At 61.0% G+C, this 15,235-nt stretch carries 14 protein-coding genes; 10 read left to right on the top strand and 4 right to left on the bottom strand.

The genetic code is table 11. The annotated features are described in order from the left end of the window. Positions 1-115: 115 nt before the first annotated feature. Complete coding sequence (locus tag ACTG2O_RS02565; protein ID WP_013723370.1) at positions 116-1,447, bottom strand: glutamine synthetase family protein; 1,332 nt, start codon at positions 1,445-1,447, stop codon at positions 116-118. Positions 1,448-1,925: 478 nt separating this feature from the next. Here ACTG2O_RS02565 and ACTG2O_RS02570 point away from each other — a divergent pair, with 478 nt between their 5' ends. From ACTG2O_RS02570 to malZ, 9 genes are all read left to right on the top strand, one after another. Continuing rightward, entirely contained in the window at positions 1,926-2,312 is a 387-nt protein-coding gene (locus ACTG2O_RS02570; protein ID WP_005356952.1) for a TraR/DksA family transcriptional regulator, read from the top strand. 147 nt (positions 2,313-2,459) lie between these two features. After that, positions 2,460-3,317, top strand: a complete 858-nt coding sequence (locus ACTG2O_RS02575; RefSeq protein ID WP_042081792.1) for a hypothetical protein — start codon at positions 2,460-2,462, stop codon at positions 3,315-3,317. A 62-nt stretch (positions 3,318-3,379) separates the two neighbouring features. After that, the gene (locus tag ACTG2O_RS02580; RefSeq protein ID WP_439975300.1) at positions 3,380-3,826 is read left to right on the top strand and encodes an Mpo1 family 2-hydroxy fatty acid dioxygenase; all 447 of its coding nucleotides are present in this window, start codon (positions 3,380-3,382) and stop codon (positions 3,824-3,826) included. A gap of 27 nt (positions 3,827-3,853) precedes the next feature. Then, on the top strand, positions 3,854-4,354 hold the full coding sequence (locus ACTG2O_RS02585) for a CreA family protein (RefSeq protein WP_439975301.1): 501 nt from the start codon (positions 3,854-3,856) through the stop codon (positions 4,352-4,354). 74 nt (positions 4,355-4,428) lie between these two features. After that, positions 4,429-5,418, top strand: a complete 990-nt coding sequence (locus tag ACTG2O_RS02590) for a 2-hydroxyacid dehydrogenase (RefSeq protein ID WP_005340720.1) — start codon at positions 4,429-4,431, stop codon at positions 5,416-5,418. Positions 5,419-5,510: 92 nt separating this feature from the next. Continuing rightward, positions 5,511-6,872, top strand: coding sequence for a molecular chaperone (yegD, locus tag ACTG2O_RS02595; RefSeq protein WP_103250831.1), 1,362 nt, complete (start codon positions 5,511-5,513; stop codon positions 6,870-6,872). Between the two features lie 165 nt (positions 6,873-7,037). Beyond that, a complete protein-coding gene (locus tag ACTG2O_RS02600) occupies positions 7,038-7,457 on the top strand; it encodes an META domain-containing protein (protein ID WP_252413178.1) in 420 nt (139 codons plus the stop codon). A gap of 88 nt (positions 7,458-7,545) precedes the next feature. Then, positions 7,546-8,376: an HDOD domain-containing protein gene (locus ACTG2O_RS02605; protein ID WP_005355498.1), complete on the top strand. Its 831-nt coding sequence runs from the start codon at positions 7,546-7,548 to the stop codon at positions 8,374-8,376. 5 nt (positions 8,377-8,381) lie between these two features. Further along, positions 8,382-10,211 carry a maltodextrin glucosidase gene (gene malZ, locus ACTG2O_RS02610; protein ID WP_005355500.1) on the top strand — a complete coding sequence of 610 codons (1,830 nt, stop codon included), beginning with the start codon at positions 8,382-8,384 and terminating at the stop codon, positions 10,209-10,211. A 99-nt stretch (positions 10,212-10,310) separates the two neighbouring features. Here malZ and ACTG2O_RS02615 read toward each other — a convergent pair whose 3' ends face one another. Together ACTG2O_RS02615 and ACTG2O_RS02620 are read right to left on the bottom strand one after the other, a co-directional pair. Further along, a complete protein-coding gene (locus tag ACTG2O_RS02615; RefSeq protein WP_439975302.1) occupies positions 10,311-10,850 on the bottom strand; it encodes an ATP--cob(I)alamin adenosyltransferase in 540 nt (179 codons plus the stop codon). An 89-nt stretch (positions 10,851-10,939) separates the two neighbouring features. Next, positions 10,940-12,082: a DUF5610 domain-containing protein gene (locus ACTG2O_RS02620; protein WP_439975303.1), complete on the bottom strand. Its 1,143-nt coding sequence runs from the start codon at positions 12,080-12,082 to the stop codon at positions 10,940-10,942. A gap of 170 nt (positions 12,083-12,252) precedes the next feature. Here ACTG2O_RS02620 and trmA point away from each other — a divergent pair, with 170 nt between their 5' ends. Further along, positions 12,253-13,386 carry a tRNA (uridine(54)-C5)-methyltransferase TrmA gene (gene trmA / locus ACTG2O_RS02625; protein ID WP_005356965.1) on the top strand — a complete coding sequence of 378 codons (1,134 nt, stop codon included), beginning with the start codon at positions 12,253-12,255 and terminating at the stop codon, positions 13,384-13,386. A 67-nt stretch (positions 13,387-13,453) separates the two neighbouring features. Here trmA and ACTG2O_RS02630 read toward each other — a convergent pair whose 3' ends face one another. Next, on the bottom strand, positions 13,454-15,187 hold the full coding sequence (locus ACTG2O_RS02630) for a methyl-accepting chemotaxis protein (protein ID WP_439975304.1): 1,734 nt from the start codon (positions 15,185-15,187) through the stop codon (positions 13,454-13,456). Positions 15,188-15,235: the final 48 nt, after the last annotated feature.

Consider the following 15,235-nt stretch of genomic DNA (forward strand, 5'->3'; position numbering starts at 1 on the left):
CAGCGCTCTTTCGGCCACAACCACTCACAGGTGGCTACCGCCACCTGACTCGCGTTCCGGTCTCTTCGATACAGGGACCGGGGAGGCCGACTCCGGCCTCCCCGTTACAGGGGGATCAAACGTTCAGCAGCAGGAACTCGCGCTCCCAGCGACTGATCACCCCGAAGTAGGTCTCGTACTCTTTGCGTTTGACCGCGACGAAGGCGCGGGTGAAGCGCTCCCCCAGCATCTCCTTGATGGGCTCGCACTGTTCGAGATGGCTGAGTGCCTCCTCCAGCGAGCGGGGCAGGCTGTAGGGCAGGTCATAGGCGCTCGACTTCATCTCCGGCAGCGGCTCCAGCTTCTCCATCATGCCGAGATAGCCACAGGCAAGAGTGGCGGCCAGCGCCAGATAGGGGTTGGCATCGGCACCGGCGAAACGGTTCTCCACCCGCCGTGCGCTCGGGTCGGAGAAGGGCACCCGCAGACCACAGGTGCGGTTCTCGACACCCCACTGGACGTTGCGCGGCGCGCTCTCGCCAAAGGTGAGGCGGCGGTAGGAGTTGACGTTGGGGGCCAGCAGGGCGGTCACCGCCGGGGTGTATTTCTGCAGACCGGCGATGAAGTGCATGAACTGTTCGCTGTTGCCGCCGTTCGGAGTGCCGAACAGGTTGTGGCCGTTCACATCTTCCAGACTCTGGTGGATGTGCATGGCCGACCCCGGTTCGTCGCTCATCGGCTTGGCCATGAAGGTGGCATAGATGCCGTGGCGGTGAGCGGCTTCACGCATGGTGCGCTTGAACAGGAACACCTGATCCGCCAGATCGATGGCATCCCCGTGCAGGAAGTTGATCTCCATCTGGGCGGCGCCCGACTCGTGGATCAGGGTGTCCACCTCCAGCTCCTGCGCCTCGCAGTAGTCATACATGTCTTCAAAGATGGGGTCGAACTCGTTGACCGCATCGATGCTGAACGACTGGCGGGCGGTCTCCGGGCGGCCGTTGCGACCCACCGGCGGCACCAGCGGATAGTCGGGGTCTTCGTTGCGGGTGACCAGATAGAATTCCAGCTCGGGCGCCACCACCGGCTTCCAGCCCTGCTTCTCGTAAAATGACAGAACCCGACGCAGCACGGAGCGCGGCGCGATGTCGATCAGCTTGCCGTTGACGTCGAAACAGTCGTGGATCACCTGTGCAGTGGGCTCCAGCGCCCAGGGGACAAAACGGATGGTGTTGGGGTCGGGATAGAGCTGCATGTCCCGCTCCAGCGGGTCGATCATGCTGTCGTCATCCGGATATTCGCCGGTCACCGTCTGGGTGAAAATCACCTCGGGCAGACGCATGCCCCCTTCGCGCAAAAACTTGTTGGCTGGGATGATCTTGCCCCGGGCGTTGCCGGTGAAATCCGGGAACAGGCACTCCACTTCCGTGATGCGATTGCTTTCCATCCAGCCTTTGATACTGTCCATGTTAAACCCCGACTTTACGGTTGCCATTGGCAAGGGTGTCTAATATATGGAACACCCTTGTTATAAAATTGTAATCAACATCACCATAAAAGCCCGCCATCAAGGGCAATGTCAAGCGGACGTGTTTAAAAAACTATAAATAACGGCGTATATAATGACCAAGGCGGCACCAAATACTAAACACTCAAATCCGTACGAAGCCTCCCTCTCATCGTTGCAAAGGCGATGCCAACAGAGGGTGAAGCGGACGCCAGATCCCGACCAATCCCCCGCAGGAACGGACCATTTTTTTGCAAGGGCGCACAATCCTTATCCTATTTGCTTTGCTTGGCTGCATTTTTTTGGTACAAGGCCCGCCCTGATTTGCACTCTCTTGCATGAAACAGGTGCAAATCGGGATACAAGGGCTTGGTCTGTAGGCAGACAGCCCCCATAAACAGGGATAATTGGGTTAGTAAACTGACTGGTAGTTAATCGTATGTGTGATTTCATGACTGAAGACCAACTGGCCTTTTACAAGGGGCAGATCGAGCGACAGATCGTCGAGCTCGAAGAGCGCCTGAACTCCCAGGCCAGCCAGGCCATCGCCACCGACACCAACGAGATGGCTGATGAAATTGACCGTGCCAGTATCGAGGAAGCCCGCCGTCTGGAGCTGAACCGCATCGAGCACGACAAGTTGCACCTGCGCAAGCTGCGGGGCGCATTGAAGCGCATCAGCGAAGGGGATTTCGGTTACTGCGAATCTTGCGGTGACGAGATCTCCCTCAAGCGGCTGCATGCCCGTCCGGAATCCCGTTTCTGCGTCGAATGCCAGAGCACCAAGGAATTTAACGATACCCACGTGTTCCGTCGCGTCGCCTGATTCTTCGAAGAACCGTCACCATTCTGGTGCAACAGACGCCAGCAAGGCAGCGCACCGCGCTCAAACCTTGCACAACGCCTCGCAGCAAGATGGTGACAAGTTCTGTTAGACTCCGGACACCTTCCGGAATCTACAGGAGAACAGAGAGTGAAATGGCTCATCAAGCTGTGTTTGTGCCTGCCACTGCTGGCACAAGCACAGGTTCTGACGGTCAAGGTCCCCAGCCGTCCCGTCAACAATCTTGACCAGGAGTACCAGTACAAGCTGCTGGAACTGGCCCTGACCCGCTCCGGGCAACCCTTTCGCATCCAGCCTGTCGAACTCGACCTCAACCAGTTCACCCTCCAGCAGCAGCTGAGCAAGGGCAAGACCATCAACGTCTTCTGGATGGGCACCTCCAGCGCACTCGAATCCTCCCTGATTGCCGTCCCCATTCCGCTGTTTCGCGGGCTGGAAGGATTGCGACTGTCCTTCATCCACGCAGATGCACAAGAGAAGTTCAACCAGATCAATACCCTGGCCGACCTCAAACAGCTGAAGGCGGCGCAAGGGGTCGGTTGGGCCGATAACAAAATTCTGGAAAATGCGGGCATCCCGACCTTCTCCGGCCGATACAGCAGCCTGTTTCGCCTTATCAACGACGGCGACAAGATCGACTTCTTCCCGCGCGCCCTGGTGGAGATCTTCGCCGAGCGCAGCGAGCTGGTGGCGCAGTATCCCAACCTCGCTATCGAGCAGCATCTGCTGATCCGCTACCCCTTCGCCCAGTTCTTCTTCGTCAGCCCCGAATACCCCAAGCTGGCCAAGGCGATTCAGACCGGGCTGGAGCGGGCCTATGCCGATGGCAGCTTTATGAAGTTCTTCAATGACAACCCCAAGATCCGCGAAGCGCTCGCCAGCGCCAACCTCGATCAGCGGGTCACCATCGCCCTGCCCAATCCGGATATGACCCCGTTGCTAAAATCCATTCCGGCCCAATATTGGGAGTATCCACCGCAGGGATAATCATCCCGAGCGCCTGACCACGAAGGTCAGGCAGCGAGAACACAGTGCGCCAGGGAGGTGCCATGAAGGGAATCCAGGAGTGGTTTGCGGAGTATGGCCAGAGCCATCGCCATCCGGTCAACGTCGCCATCCACAAGCTGGCAGTGCCGGGCATCTATCTCTGCTCGCTGGCGCTGCTCTGGTGTCTGCCACACGGGCCCTTGCCAGAGCCCCTCAACTGGGCGGCAGTAGCGGTCATTCCGGTGCTGGCATTCTACCTACAGTTGTCATTTTCGCTGTTCGCGGGGATGGCCGGGCTGACCACGCTGGGACTGTGGATCTGCCACCAATGGCAGGGGCCGCTGTTGTGGCCGGCCGTGGCAACGTTCGTGATTCTCTGGATAGCCCAGTTTGTCGGCCACAAGATCGAGGGCAAGCGCCCCTCCTTCCTCGCCGACCTGCAATTTCTGCTGATAGGCCCCGCCTGGGTGCTTGCCAGCCTCTATCGTCGCCTGGGCATTCCCTATTGAAGGGGGGCCAGGCCAACAGGAGAGACCATGACACATAACCACACGCGACATAATGCCCTGCGCCGCGCCCTGCCCCTGCTGCTGCTGCTGGGGGCCCTGTTTGCCGGCCCGGCACTGGCCGACAAGGCCGACCCGGTCGGTGAAGTGAGCACAGCCTTCAAGCTGTTTGGCCCCAACCACAAGATCCTGGTGGAGGCGTTCGACGACCCGCGCATCGACGGCGTCGCCTGCTATCTGGCTCGCCCAAAGACCGGTGGTGTAAAAGGCGGGCTGGGACTGGCGGAAGATCCCTCCCACGCCTCCCTGTCGTGCCACCAGATCGGCCCCATCACCCTGCCCGAAAAGCTGAAGGCGGGAGAAGAGGTGTTCGATGTCAGCACTTCACTGGTGTTCAAGGAGCAGAAAGTGGTGCGTTTTTACGACAAGAAACGCAATGCACTGGTTTACCTGACCTACAGCACCAAACTGGTGGATGGTTCGTACAAGAGTGCAGTCAGCGCCGTTCCCATTATGCCATGGGGACAATAACCAGCCGGTTTGTCCGGTGATAGCTGACCCATTTTGTTGTAATTTGACGACACACACGCTGCGGAGCACATACCATGAAAGTCGCCGTATTCAGTACCAAGAGCTATGACAAAGAGCATTTCAACCAGGCCAACAGCCAGTACGGCTTCGACCTGGAGTTTTTCGATGTGCGGCTGGAGGCCAAAACGGCCCGACTGGCTCACGGCTTCCCGGTGGTGTGTCTGTTCGTCAATGACGATGCCGACCGCGAGGTATTGACCGAACTGGCTGCCAACGGCACCCAGGTGATTGCCCTGCGCTGCGCCGGTTACAACAACGTGGATCTGGCCGCCGCCAAAGAGCTGGGGCTGAAAGTGGTGCGGGTGCCCGCCTACTCCCCCGAGGCGACCGCAGAACACGCCGTCGGCATGATGATGTGCCTCAACCGCCGCATCCATAAGGCTTATCAACGCACCCGCGACGCCAACTTCTCGCTGGAAGGGCTGGTCGGCTTCAACATGCATGGCAAGACCGTTGGCGTCATCGGCACCGGCAAGATCGGTCTGGCCGCCCTACGTATCCTCAAGGGCTTCGGGGTTCGCCTGCTGGTGAACGACCCTTACCAGAATCCGGCAGCCATCGAGCTGGGAGCCGAGTACGTGGATCTCGATACCCTGTTCCGCCAATCCGACATCATCAGCCTGCACTGCCCGCTGTTCAAAGAGAACTACCACCTGTTGAACAAGGAGGCGTTCGCCAAGATGAAGGACGGGGTGATGATCATCAACACCAGCCGTGGCGGCCTGCTCGACTCCAACGCCGCCATCGAAGCGCTCAAGACCTCCCGTATCGGCGCGCTGGGGCTGGACGTCTACGAAGAGGAAGAGGATCTCTTCTTCTCCGACAAGTCCAACGAGGTGATCACCGATGACGTGTTCCGCCGTCTGTCCGCCTGCCACAACGTGCTGTTCACCGGCCATCAGGCGTTCCTGACTCGGGAGGCACTGCACGCCATCGCCGATACCACCCTCGGCAATATCCGCGCCATCGAGAGCCAGGGCCGCTGCGACAACGAAGTGGAATAAGGGCTCGCCCTCTCTTCGTCACGCGCCGGGTTGTGAGACCCGGCGCCTTCGGGTAGGCTAGCCCCCTTTTTTTATTCAGGAGTCTGGCGCCCATGTTTATCGGATTTGATTACGGCACCTCCAACTGTGCCGTGGCCGTGATGGAACAAGGTAGCCCCAGGCTGCTGAATCTTGGCGCATCCCGCTATCTCCCCTCCACCCTGCATGCGCCCCACCGGGATGCCATCGCCGGTCTGTTGGCCGAAGGGCTGGCCCCCGCCCAGCAGGCGGAGTACCTCAAGCTGCGTGGCCCCGTGGTCACCCGCGCCCAGACGGTTCGTCGCCAGATGCGCGAAGAGGGACTGATCGACGAGCTGAGCTTCGGCGGTGCCGCGCTGGAGCGCTATCTGGAAGAGCCAGACGATGGCTACTACATCAAATCGCCGAAATCCTTCCTCGGCGCCTATGGCCTCAAGGCCCCCCAGATCGCCCTGTTTGAAGACATCGTCTGCGCCATGATGCTCCATGTCCGCCAGCAGGCGGAGCAGCAGCTCGGCGCCCCGATCCGTCAGGCGGTGATCGGCCGACCGGTCAACTTCCAGGGCCTGGCGGGGGAAGAGAGCAACCAGCAAGCTATCGCCATCCTGACCGAGGCGGCCCGTCTGGCCGGTTTCGAGCAGGTGGAGTTCCTCTACGAGCCGGTGGCCGCCGGGTTTGAATTCGAGGCGCGCCTCACCGAAGACGCCGTGGTACTGGTGGTGGATATCGGCGGCGGTACCACCGACTGCTCCATGCTGCGGATGGGTCCCAGCTACCGCGATCAGCTGGATCGCAGCGGCGATCTGCTCGGCCACAGCGGCCAGCGGATCGGCGGCAACGACTTCGACATCCGCCTGACGGTGGAGGGGATGATGCCGCTGCTCGGCATGCACGAGACCCTCAAGACCGGCAAGCCGCTGCCCCACCCGCTGTTCTGGGATGCGGCCGCCATCAATGACGTCAGCGCCCAGAGCCGCTTCTACAGCCTCGACACCGCCCGCCAGCTGCAGGATCTGCAGCTCGACAGCCAGCCCGGCAGCAAGCTGGGGCGTCTGGCCAACCTGCGGGCACACAAGCTGAGCCACCAGCTGGTGTGGCGTGCCGAGCAGGGCAAGATCGCCCTCTCGGAGCAGGAACTCAATCGCCAGTCGCTGGCCGAGCTGGAAAAAGGGCTGGAAGCGGAACTGACCCGCGAACAGCTGGCCAACGCCTCCGCCCTGCTGCTGGAGAAGATTGGCGAGCTGATGGACGAAGCGATTGCCGCCGCCGGTGTGCAGCCGGACCGCATCTTCGTCACCGGCGGTAGCGCCCGCTCGCCGCTGATCGCCAGCTTTATCCGCCAGAAGCTCCCGTCCATCCCGCTTGAGGGTGGCGATGACTTTGGCTCGGTGGCCGCGGGTCTCGCCCGTTATGCCGAGCGGCTGTTCGCCAACTGATCCCTGAGATAGCGTAAATCGATGGCAACATCACCAGGGTGTTGCCATTAAGCGACAGTCGTGCGGGACAAGGGGCGACAGAAGCGGTCGGTCGTCCCCTCTCCCGCCCTGCTCCCGACTGCCTAAAAAGGGTATTCTTGACGCTCCCCCAACCGGAGCCCCCTCATGCCCAGATTGCCCTTTTTGTTGCTGATCCCCCTGTTACTGCTCGCTGGCTGCAGCTCGACCGCCTTTGTTCAACAAGATCTGCAACATCACCACTGGGTACTGAGCAAACTGGATGGCGAACCGGTCGCCACCTTGCGCGACAATCCTCCCGATTTCGAGATCGGCGAACACTTCACCGTCAACGGCATCGCCGGTTGCAACCGCTACTTCGGTCAGGGCCATCTGGAAGATGACAAGCTGTGGGTCACCAGTCTGGGCAGCACCGAAATGGCCTGCATGCCACCGCTCGACACAATCGAACAGGCCGTACTGACCACCCTTACCGAGGGTGCGACCCTGAGCGGCACCAGTCAGAACCTGATCCTGCAGGGCAAACAGCACCGTTTGGAATACACCTTGCGCGACTGGGTGTTCTAGCGCTCACAAAGCCGCATCACAAACAGGAACATGTTGTCCGGCTGTGGCACAATATGAGGCAGAGTTCGCAACGGAGGCTGCCTCAGCCATGTCGATGGATCGCCTGTTTGACAAGATCAAACAACTCCCCACTATTCCCAAGCTGCTGCACGAGTTGATGCAGAGCTTCAACGACGAGAATGCCCGCATCGACGAGATTGCGGCCAAGATCGCCATGGATCAGGTGATCAGCGTCAAGGTGCTACGGATGGCCAACTCGGCCGCCCTGCGCCGGGGCAACGAAGTGACCTCCATCGAACAGGCGGTGATCCGGCTTGGCTTCAACCGGCTGCGCTCCGTGGTGGTCGCCTCCGGCATCATCGGCACCTTCAAGGCCCCGCCCAGCTTCGACAAGAACAAGTTCTGGACCGAGACCTTCCAGGTCGCCACCATCGCCAAAACCCTGGCCCAGGAGGCCAAGGTGATGGATCCCGAGACCGCCTTCACCTGCGCCCTGATCCACAACATCGGCGAACTGCTTATCCAGAGCACCTTGCCGGAAGAGGCCGAGCTCATCAACATGGCGATCCAGAACGGCAGCAGCCGGGTCGAGGCCCAGCGGGAGATGCTGGGCTACGACTATGCCCAGCTTGGTGCCGAACTGGCGCGGCGCTGGAACCTCTCCGAGGCCTTCGTCGATGCTATCTCCCAACAGCTTGACCCGCTCTCCCACGATCCGGTCAGCAAGGAGGCGGTGCTAATCCGCCTCGCCGTGTTTATCTCCTTCGCCTGGAACGCGGGCGTGCCTGCCCAGGCCATCATCGCCCGCTTCCCCAAACCGCTCGCCGATCAGCTGGGACTGGATCCCAAGTCGCTGGCAGGCCAGCTCGAAACACTGCATGAACAGGGTAATGCCCTCGCCGATCTTCTGACTCAATAAGCATCATGACCCATCCCTTTCTGTTTCATCCCCAGGTGGCGCCCTGGTTCAAAGAGAGCGCCGACGCACTGCAATTGACCCTCTTTAGCGAGTTGGATGCGCCGATCCGCGAGGTGTGGCTGCGCCACGAGCCGGATAACGAGGAGTACCTGATCCCGATGACGGCAGTCTCCACCCGCGATCGGCTGCAGGTGTGGCAGGCGACACTGCCGCTCATCAAGGGACAGGATATCCACCTCTACAGCTTCAAGTGCCTCACCGACGAGGAGCAGTGGTGGCTGCACGGGGCGGGCGTCAGCGCGTCCATGCCGCCACGGGAGCAACATTTTCGCTTCAACAGCCTGCACCAGCCACCGGCCTGGGTGCAGGATCAGGTGTTCTACCAGATCTTCCCCGACCGCTTCTGCAACGGCGATCCGTCGCTGAGCGTCAAGCATCACGAGTACGAATACCGTGGCAAGGCGGTGATCAGCAAGGCGTGGGGCGAGCCGGTCAGTCGCCACGAAGAGGGCCACGGCGCCTGCGAATTTTACGGCGGCGATCTGGCAGGCATCGATGCCAAGCTCCACTACCTGCAATCTCTCGGGGTGACGGCGCTCTACCTCAACCCCATCTTCGATTCGCCGAGCAACCACAAGTACGACACCCAGGACTACTTCAAGGTGGATGCCCACCTCGGCAGCAACGAGCAGTTCGCCGAGCTGACCCGCAACCTGCACCAGCGCGGCATGAAGATCATCCTCGATGCGGTGGTCAACCACACCTCTACCGAGCATCCCTGGTTCTGCCCGCCACTGGGCGCCCAGAGCAACCCGGACTCCCCGTGGCGCAGCTTCTACACCTTTGATAAAGAAGGGGATTACGTCAGCTGGAAGGGCATTCGCAGCCTGCCCAAGCTGGACTTCTCCTGCGAGAAGGTACAAGACGCCGTCTATCGGGCCGACGACGCCATCCTCCGTTACTGGATGCGCGCCCCCTACCAGATCGATGGCTGGCGCTTTGACGTCATCCACATGCTGGGCGAGCGCGGCACCGCCGAGGGCAATCGCAGTCACGTGCGCGCCATTCGCGGCGCGGTGAAGCAGGAGAACCCGGACGCCTATGTGCTCGGCGAACACTTCTTCGAGGCGAGCCAGTGGCTGCAAGGGGATCAGGAGGATGGCGCCATGAACTACTACGGCTTCGCCCACCCGATCCGCGCCTTCCTGGCTGGCAAGGACATCGCCTACCACCCCATCAAGATCAGCGCCGAAGAGCTGGATCGCTGGCTCAAGCTGGCGCGGGCCCATATCCCGTTCAAGAACCAGCTGGCCCAGTTCAACCTGCTGGACAGCCACGATACCGCCCGCTTCCTCCACCTGCTGGGTGAAGACAAGCAGCGGATGCAGCTGGCCGCCACCCTGCTGCTCACCTATATCGGTGTGCCGTCCATCTACTACGGCGATGAAGTGGGGCTCTCCGGCGGCAACGACCCGGACTGCCGCCGCTGCTTCCCGTGGGATACCACAGACTGGGATCATGTGCTGCACGACCACTATCGTCGGCTGATCCAGATCCGCCGCCAGCGCCCCTCCCTGCGCCGTGGCGATATCCAGACCCTCTACGCCGGGCCCCACAGCTATGTGTTCGCCCGTACCCTGCAAAGCGATCAGGTGGTAGTGGCTTGCAACCGCCACCCGAGCGAGCCACGCACCATCAGCCTGCCCCTGTGGCAGACCGCGAGCCCCGCCAGCCGCTTCACCGACGCCTTCAACGGCGAGAAGTTTGAAGTGGTGCAGGGCGAGGTACAGCTCACCATCCCGGCCAACTCGGCGAGAGTGCTGATCTCCAGCTGAGTGGGCAACTTACGCGCTGAAAAGCAAAACCGGAGCCCAAGGCTCCGGTTTTTTATTCCATTCAATCCACCATGGCGCTTGGCTCTTTGCCTGCCGCCATCAGTAGTTGATGCTGACGTAGGGCACTTCCGGCACCTGCCAGCGCTGCTTGAGGTAGACGGTGAGCACGAAGAAGAAATTGGCCAGCAGGTTGGCGAAGCGATAGAGAATGGGATCGAAGGTCACCCCGCTCTCTTCCAGCCTGACCAGCAGCCGCACCACCTTCTTGCTGCCACAGCGGCACAGATGGAGGGTGGGAATGGGCTGTGGCCCCTGTGGCAGCACGAAACCTGTGACGCTGCCGCGACTCGCCTCGTTGTAGTGGTCGTAACGTGCCTTGAGCCACTCAAGGTCTGCATCGAAGATCCCCAGCTTGCCGCGCACCGAGCCGTTGAGGTTGTAGATAAGTCGCTGCAACGCCGCGAGATCCGCCAGCATGGGCTCGGTATCGGTATCCGCATCCGGCGCAAGGTGTGACAGCACTGCCCCGACCTGACAGCAGAGCTCGTCGGTGGCGATTTCAAAATCACATTTGAGCGAGGTTTCGAAGATAAAGGGGTAGCAGAGCTCGCGCTTGTCTCTTGGCTTCTTGGGGTTCATGGGGCAACCGGATTGGAGAAAAGGCCAGTTTGCCAGCCCCGGGAAGGGCTGGCAAACGGCAGCTCATTACTTGCGTTACGCGCTGTGGCTCAGGCGTTCTTACTGGCGGGCTCGGTGGAGGGCTGGAACTGGTTGATCATCCGCAGCGCCTCCAGCATCCGCTGGTTGAAGCTGGTGAAGCGATCGACCTGTGCAGGTTCCCCTTCCCCTCTCGCGGCCAGCACGGCCGGGGTCAGCGCCTGTTGCTGGGATGCTGGCAGCAGGGTATCAGCCTGTTTCTGCACCTGATCCAGCTTGGGCAGGTAGTCGGCAAACGGCTTGATCAGATCCTGCAGAGAGTGCGCCCCCTGATAGGTCTGGCTCAGCTTGACGCTCTGCTTGAGCTTGAGGGAGTAGGAGGCCAACTGGCTGTCATCCAGTTTCAGCTCGCCCGCCTTGTCCAGCAGATCCTCGAAGTTGCCGGAGAAGAAGTTCCCCGCCAGCTCGTCGATCCCTTTGACCAACTTGCCGATGGACTCCATCTCGTCGCTGCTGAGATCCCCCTCCAGCGAGAAGCTGAAGCTCTGGCTCGACTTGAGGCTGAACTGGCTGCCGCTCTCGCTGCTCTGGGACTTGGTCTGCCAGCTGTCGTTGAAGCGTAGCACCACCTTGTCGCCATCCTTGGTCTGGATCTCCAGATACCCCTGCTGGCGACTGGCCATCTCGGCCTGTCCCATGTCGGTCGGAGAGACCTTGCCGAAGAACTCCTTCTCGAACTCCTCGAGCCCTTTCTGGATCAGCTTGTAGCTCTGATCGATACCGGTTTTGATATCGTCGTTGTCAGTCGCCCACTTGCCGAGCTGCTTCTTCGCCTCGTCAAAGCCCTTGTCGACCCCCTTGCGGGCCTGCTCCATCATCCCGGTCAGGTCGTCGTCGGATTTGCCATCAGCCCGTGCGGCGCCAAGCCGCCCGGTCACAAACTGTAGCACGTTGTCAGCCACCGACTGGAAGTCGAACAGGGTCTCCGGCGTGATCTCCTCGGGCTCTATCACCTTCGGAGCCTGATAGCCCTGGCCGTTGATCTCCAGCGAGAACTGCAATGCCTGCTGGATCAGCACCTGCGCCCACTTGGGCGGCTTGTGCAAGGAGACCTCCTCCTCGCTCTTGACCTGTTTCTGCTCCGCCTGTTGGGGCGATTTGGGAGAAACACCCACTCCCTTGGGTTGGGCTGCGCCCACGCCTTCGATCTGCATAATGTGTCCTCCCACCATGCCTGTAGATCAGCTATCGGCCTGACTGAACACTTCTTGACCACAAAATGCTGGACAATCTGCGGCTGGCTTTTAAAATCGGGCCCCTTTGGGTGGCCTGTTGCCTTCCCCCGATTTCGACCCGGCCCGGCCGGTGTGCATGTGAGGTATTTATGACCCAATCCCAACAGCCTTCCGCGAACGCTCCGGCGCCTAGAACCGCGGCCGACTATCAGGCCCAACTCGACGAAAAGCGCGCTCGCCTCACCGAGCTGTTTGCCGGCTTCACCCTCCCGGCGCTGGAAGTGCACAGCTCACCGGCGGAGTACTACCGGATGCGCGCCGAATTTCGCATCTGGCACGAAGGGGATGACCTCTTCCACTGCATGTATGCCCCGGCGACCAAAGAGATCATCAAGATAGACCACTTCCCTACCGCCAGCCGCCTCATCAACCAGTTGATGCCGCTGCTGCTGGAGGGGCTGCGCCCACACCCGGTGCTGCGCCGCAAGCTGTTCCAGATTGACTACCTCTCCACCCAGTCCGGCCAGATCATTGTCAGCCTGCTCTATCACCGCAAGCTGGAGGCCGAATGGCAACAGGCCGCCGAAGCGCTGCAGGCCGACCTGCGCGCCAAGGGGTTCGAGCTGCAACTGATTGGCCGCGCCCACAAGCAGAAGATCTGTCTGGGGGATGACTTCGTCATCGAACAGCTCAACGTGGCGGGTCGCCAGCTCATCTACAAGCAGGTGGAGAACAGCTTCACCCAGCCCAACGCCGCCATCAACGAGCAGATGCTGGCCTGGGCGCTGGATGTGACCAAGGGGAGCGAAGGGGACCTGCTGGAGCTCTATTGCGGCAACGGCAACTTCTCCATCGCGCTGGCGCAGAACTTCCGCAAGGTGCTGGCCACCGAAATCGCCAAGCCGAGCGTCGACTCCGCCCAGTTCAATATCGCCGCCAACGGCGTCGATAACCTGATCATCCTGCGCATGTCGGCCGAGGAGTTCACCATGGCGATGCGTGGCGAGCGGGAGTTCAACCGCCTCAAGGGGGTCGATCTCAAGAGCTACCAGTGCAACACCATCTTCGTCGACCCGCCCCGCGCCGGTCTGGACGATGCCACCGTCAAGCTGGTGCAGGAGTACGACAACATCCTCTACATCTCCTGCAACCCCGAGACACTGCAGGCCAACATGGCCGTGCTGGGCGAAACCCACGAAATCGCCCGTTTCGCCCTGTTCGACCAGTTTCCCTGGACCCATCACATGGAAGCCGGGGTCTATCTGCGCCGCAAGGCGGGTTGATTCAGGCAGACAGGAAAACAACAACAGGGCCGGATGGCCCTGTTTTGTTATTGACTGAACACCGGCCTCACTCCAGCCGGAAGTGACCCACGATCTCCCGCAGCTGGTCGTAGGTCTGCTGCATCGCCGCAGAGCTCGCGACCGTCGCTTCGCCATTGTGGGTCAGCTGGCGGATCACTTCAGCGATGGCGCTCATGTTGCGATTGATCTCTTCGGCCACCGCGCTCTGCTGTTCCGCCGCCGTGGCGATATGGCTGATGAGATCGTTGATCTCCACCACTTCCCCTGCCATCAGATCCAGCGACTCGTTGACCCTGGTGGTGTTCTCGGCCGCCCCCTGACAGCTCTGCTTGGTGTTGCCCATGGCATCCACCACAGTTCGGGTGCCCCGCTGCAGACTGGCCAGCATGGTCTGGATCTCGGCTGTGCTCTGCTGGGTACGGGCCGCGAGGGAACGCACCTCGTCCGCCACCACCGCAAAACCGCGCCCCTGTTCACCAGCGCGGGCCGCCTCGATGGCGGCGTTGAGGGCCAGCAGGTTGGTCTGTTCGGCAATGCTGCCGATCACCCCCAGCACAGAGCCAATCTGCTGCACATCCTGCTGCATCGCCTCGATGGAGCGGGCAGTGGCTTCCACTTCGTCCACCAACGCCATCACGCTGGCCATCGCCTGATCCACCACCTGACGGGACTGGCTCGCCAGCTGCTGGCTCTGGCCGGTGAGCTGGGCGGTGCTGGCCGCACTCTCGGAGACGGAGACCGCGGTGCGGCTCATCTCGTTGATGGCTGTCACCACCTGCTCGGTCTCGCGTACATGATCCGCCAGCAGGGACTGGGCGGCGCCGGTCTGGCTGGCCAACCCCTCGATGCCGCTGTTGAGCTGGCCGCTCGCCTGCCGCACCTCCCCCATCATCTCCTGCAACCGCTCGATAAAGCGGTTGATGCCGGCCGAGATCTGGCCCAGATCATCCTTGCTGGTTACCGCCAGTCGGCGGGTGAGATCGCCGCTGCCGCGGGAGAGCTCCAGCACCAGATCCCGCAGCGAGAGGATGGGGCGATAGGCCACGTTGAGCGCCAGCATCGCCAGCACCATCACTACGATCGCCACGCCGCACAGTGCCATGATGATCTGGCCGTTGAGGGCCCGGGTCATGGCCCGGATGTAGTCAAGATCGATGTAGCCGGTCAGCGTCCAGCTGCTGCCGCGAATATCCAGCTGGTTGGGGCGCGCTTCGCTCTCCCCTTGCGGCTTGCGGTCATAGAGGCTGTTACCCTGACTGTCGGCCAGCGAGAAGTAGCGGCCATCGCCACTCATCTTCTCCAGCAGGCTTTTGAACTCGCTCATATCGAGGTAGTAGAGATAGGCGGAATCGGCGCCGCGCGGCACCAGAATGGTGATGACCGGCTTGCCATCCACCTGTTGCAGCGGGCTGACGGTGATCTGGTTGTTGGCGGCGGGGATCAACTTGCGCAGGGCATCGACCTTGGCGTTGTCGTTGATGACCCCGCTCACGTCGAATGCCATGTCGCCGATCACCTTGACGATGTTGTGAAAGCCGGTCTCTTGCAGGGTCTTCTTGACGTTGGTCACCCCGAAGTTGAGGTTGGCGGCCAACAGGATTTTCTGATTGATGTCGCTGGCCAGCTTCTCTTTGACCAGAGTGATCTGCTCGTTGATGTTGTGGGTGGCCTGAGTGCGAATGTAGCCACTGATGAAGTGGTTGACACTGAGCCCGGCGGTGCCGATGGTGACCAGAATGGCCAGTAGCAGCAAGAGGTAAATCTTGACCTTGAATGGCATGGGTTCCCTCCAGAAGAGAGGGCTGACAACGCCAACCCTCTCTGCCAA

The organism is Aeromonas sp. 61P (genome assembly GCF_051919545.1).
GTDB lineage: Bacteria > Pseudomonadota > Gammaproteobacteria > Enterobacterales > Aeromonadaceae > Aeromonas > Aeromonas veronii.

Excerpts from the sequence above, each read along its gene's own strand:
- ACTG2O_RS02615 (WP_439975302.1), bottom strand. The coding sequence starts at position 10,850 with ATGAACCCCAAGAAGCCAAGAGACAAGCGCGAGCTCTGCTACCCCTTT.
- ACTG2O_RS02570 (WP_005356952.1), top strand. The coding sequence starts at position 1,926 with ATGTGTGATTTCATGACTGAAGACCAACTGGCCTTTTACAAGGGGCAG.
- malZ (WP_005355500.1), top strand. The coding sequence starts at position 8,382 with ATGACCCATCCCTTTCTGTTTCATCCCCAGGTGGCGCCCTGGTTCAAA.
- ACTG2O_RS02590 (WP_005340720.1), top strand. The coding sequence starts at position 4,429 with ATGAAAGTCGCCGTATTCAGTACCAAGAGCTATGACAAAGAGCATTTC.
- trmA (WP_005356965.1), top strand. The coding sequence starts at position 12,253 with ATGACCCAATCCCAACAGCCTTCCGCGAACGCTCCGGCGCCTAGAACC.
- ACTG2O_RS02630 (WP_439975304.1), bottom strand. The coding sequence starts at position 15,187 with ATGCCATTCAAGGTCAAGATTTACCTCTTGCTGCTACTGGCCATTCTG.
- ACTG2O_RS02600 (WP_252413178.1), top strand. The coding sequence starts at position 7,038 with ATGCCCAGATTGCCCTTTTTGTTGCTGATCCCCCTGTTACTGCTCGCT.
- ACTG2O_RS02605 (WP_005355498.1), top strand. The coding sequence starts at position 7,546 with ATGTCGATGGATCGCCTGTTTGACAAGATCAAACAACTCCCCACTATT.
- yegD (WP_103250831.1), top strand. The coding sequence starts at position 5,511 with ATGTTTATCGGATTTGATTACGGCACCTCCAACTGTGCCGTGGCCGTG.
- ACTG2O_RS02565 (WP_013723370.1), bottom strand. The coding sequence starts at position 1,447 with ATGGACAGTATCAAAGGCTGGATGGAAAGCAATCGCATCACGGAAGTG.
- ACTG2O_RS02580 (WP_439975300.1), top strand. The coding sequence starts at position 3,380 with ATGAAGGGAATCCAGGAGTGGTTTGCGGAGTATGGCCAGAGCCATCGC.
- ACTG2O_RS02620 (WP_439975303.1), bottom strand. The coding sequence starts at position 12,082 with ATGCAGATCGAAGGCGTGGGCGCAGCCCAACCCAAGGGAGTGGGTGTT.
- ACTG2O_RS02585 (WP_439975301.1), top strand. The coding sequence starts at position 3,854 with ATGACACATAACCACACGCGACATAATGCCCTGCGCCGCGCCCTGCCC.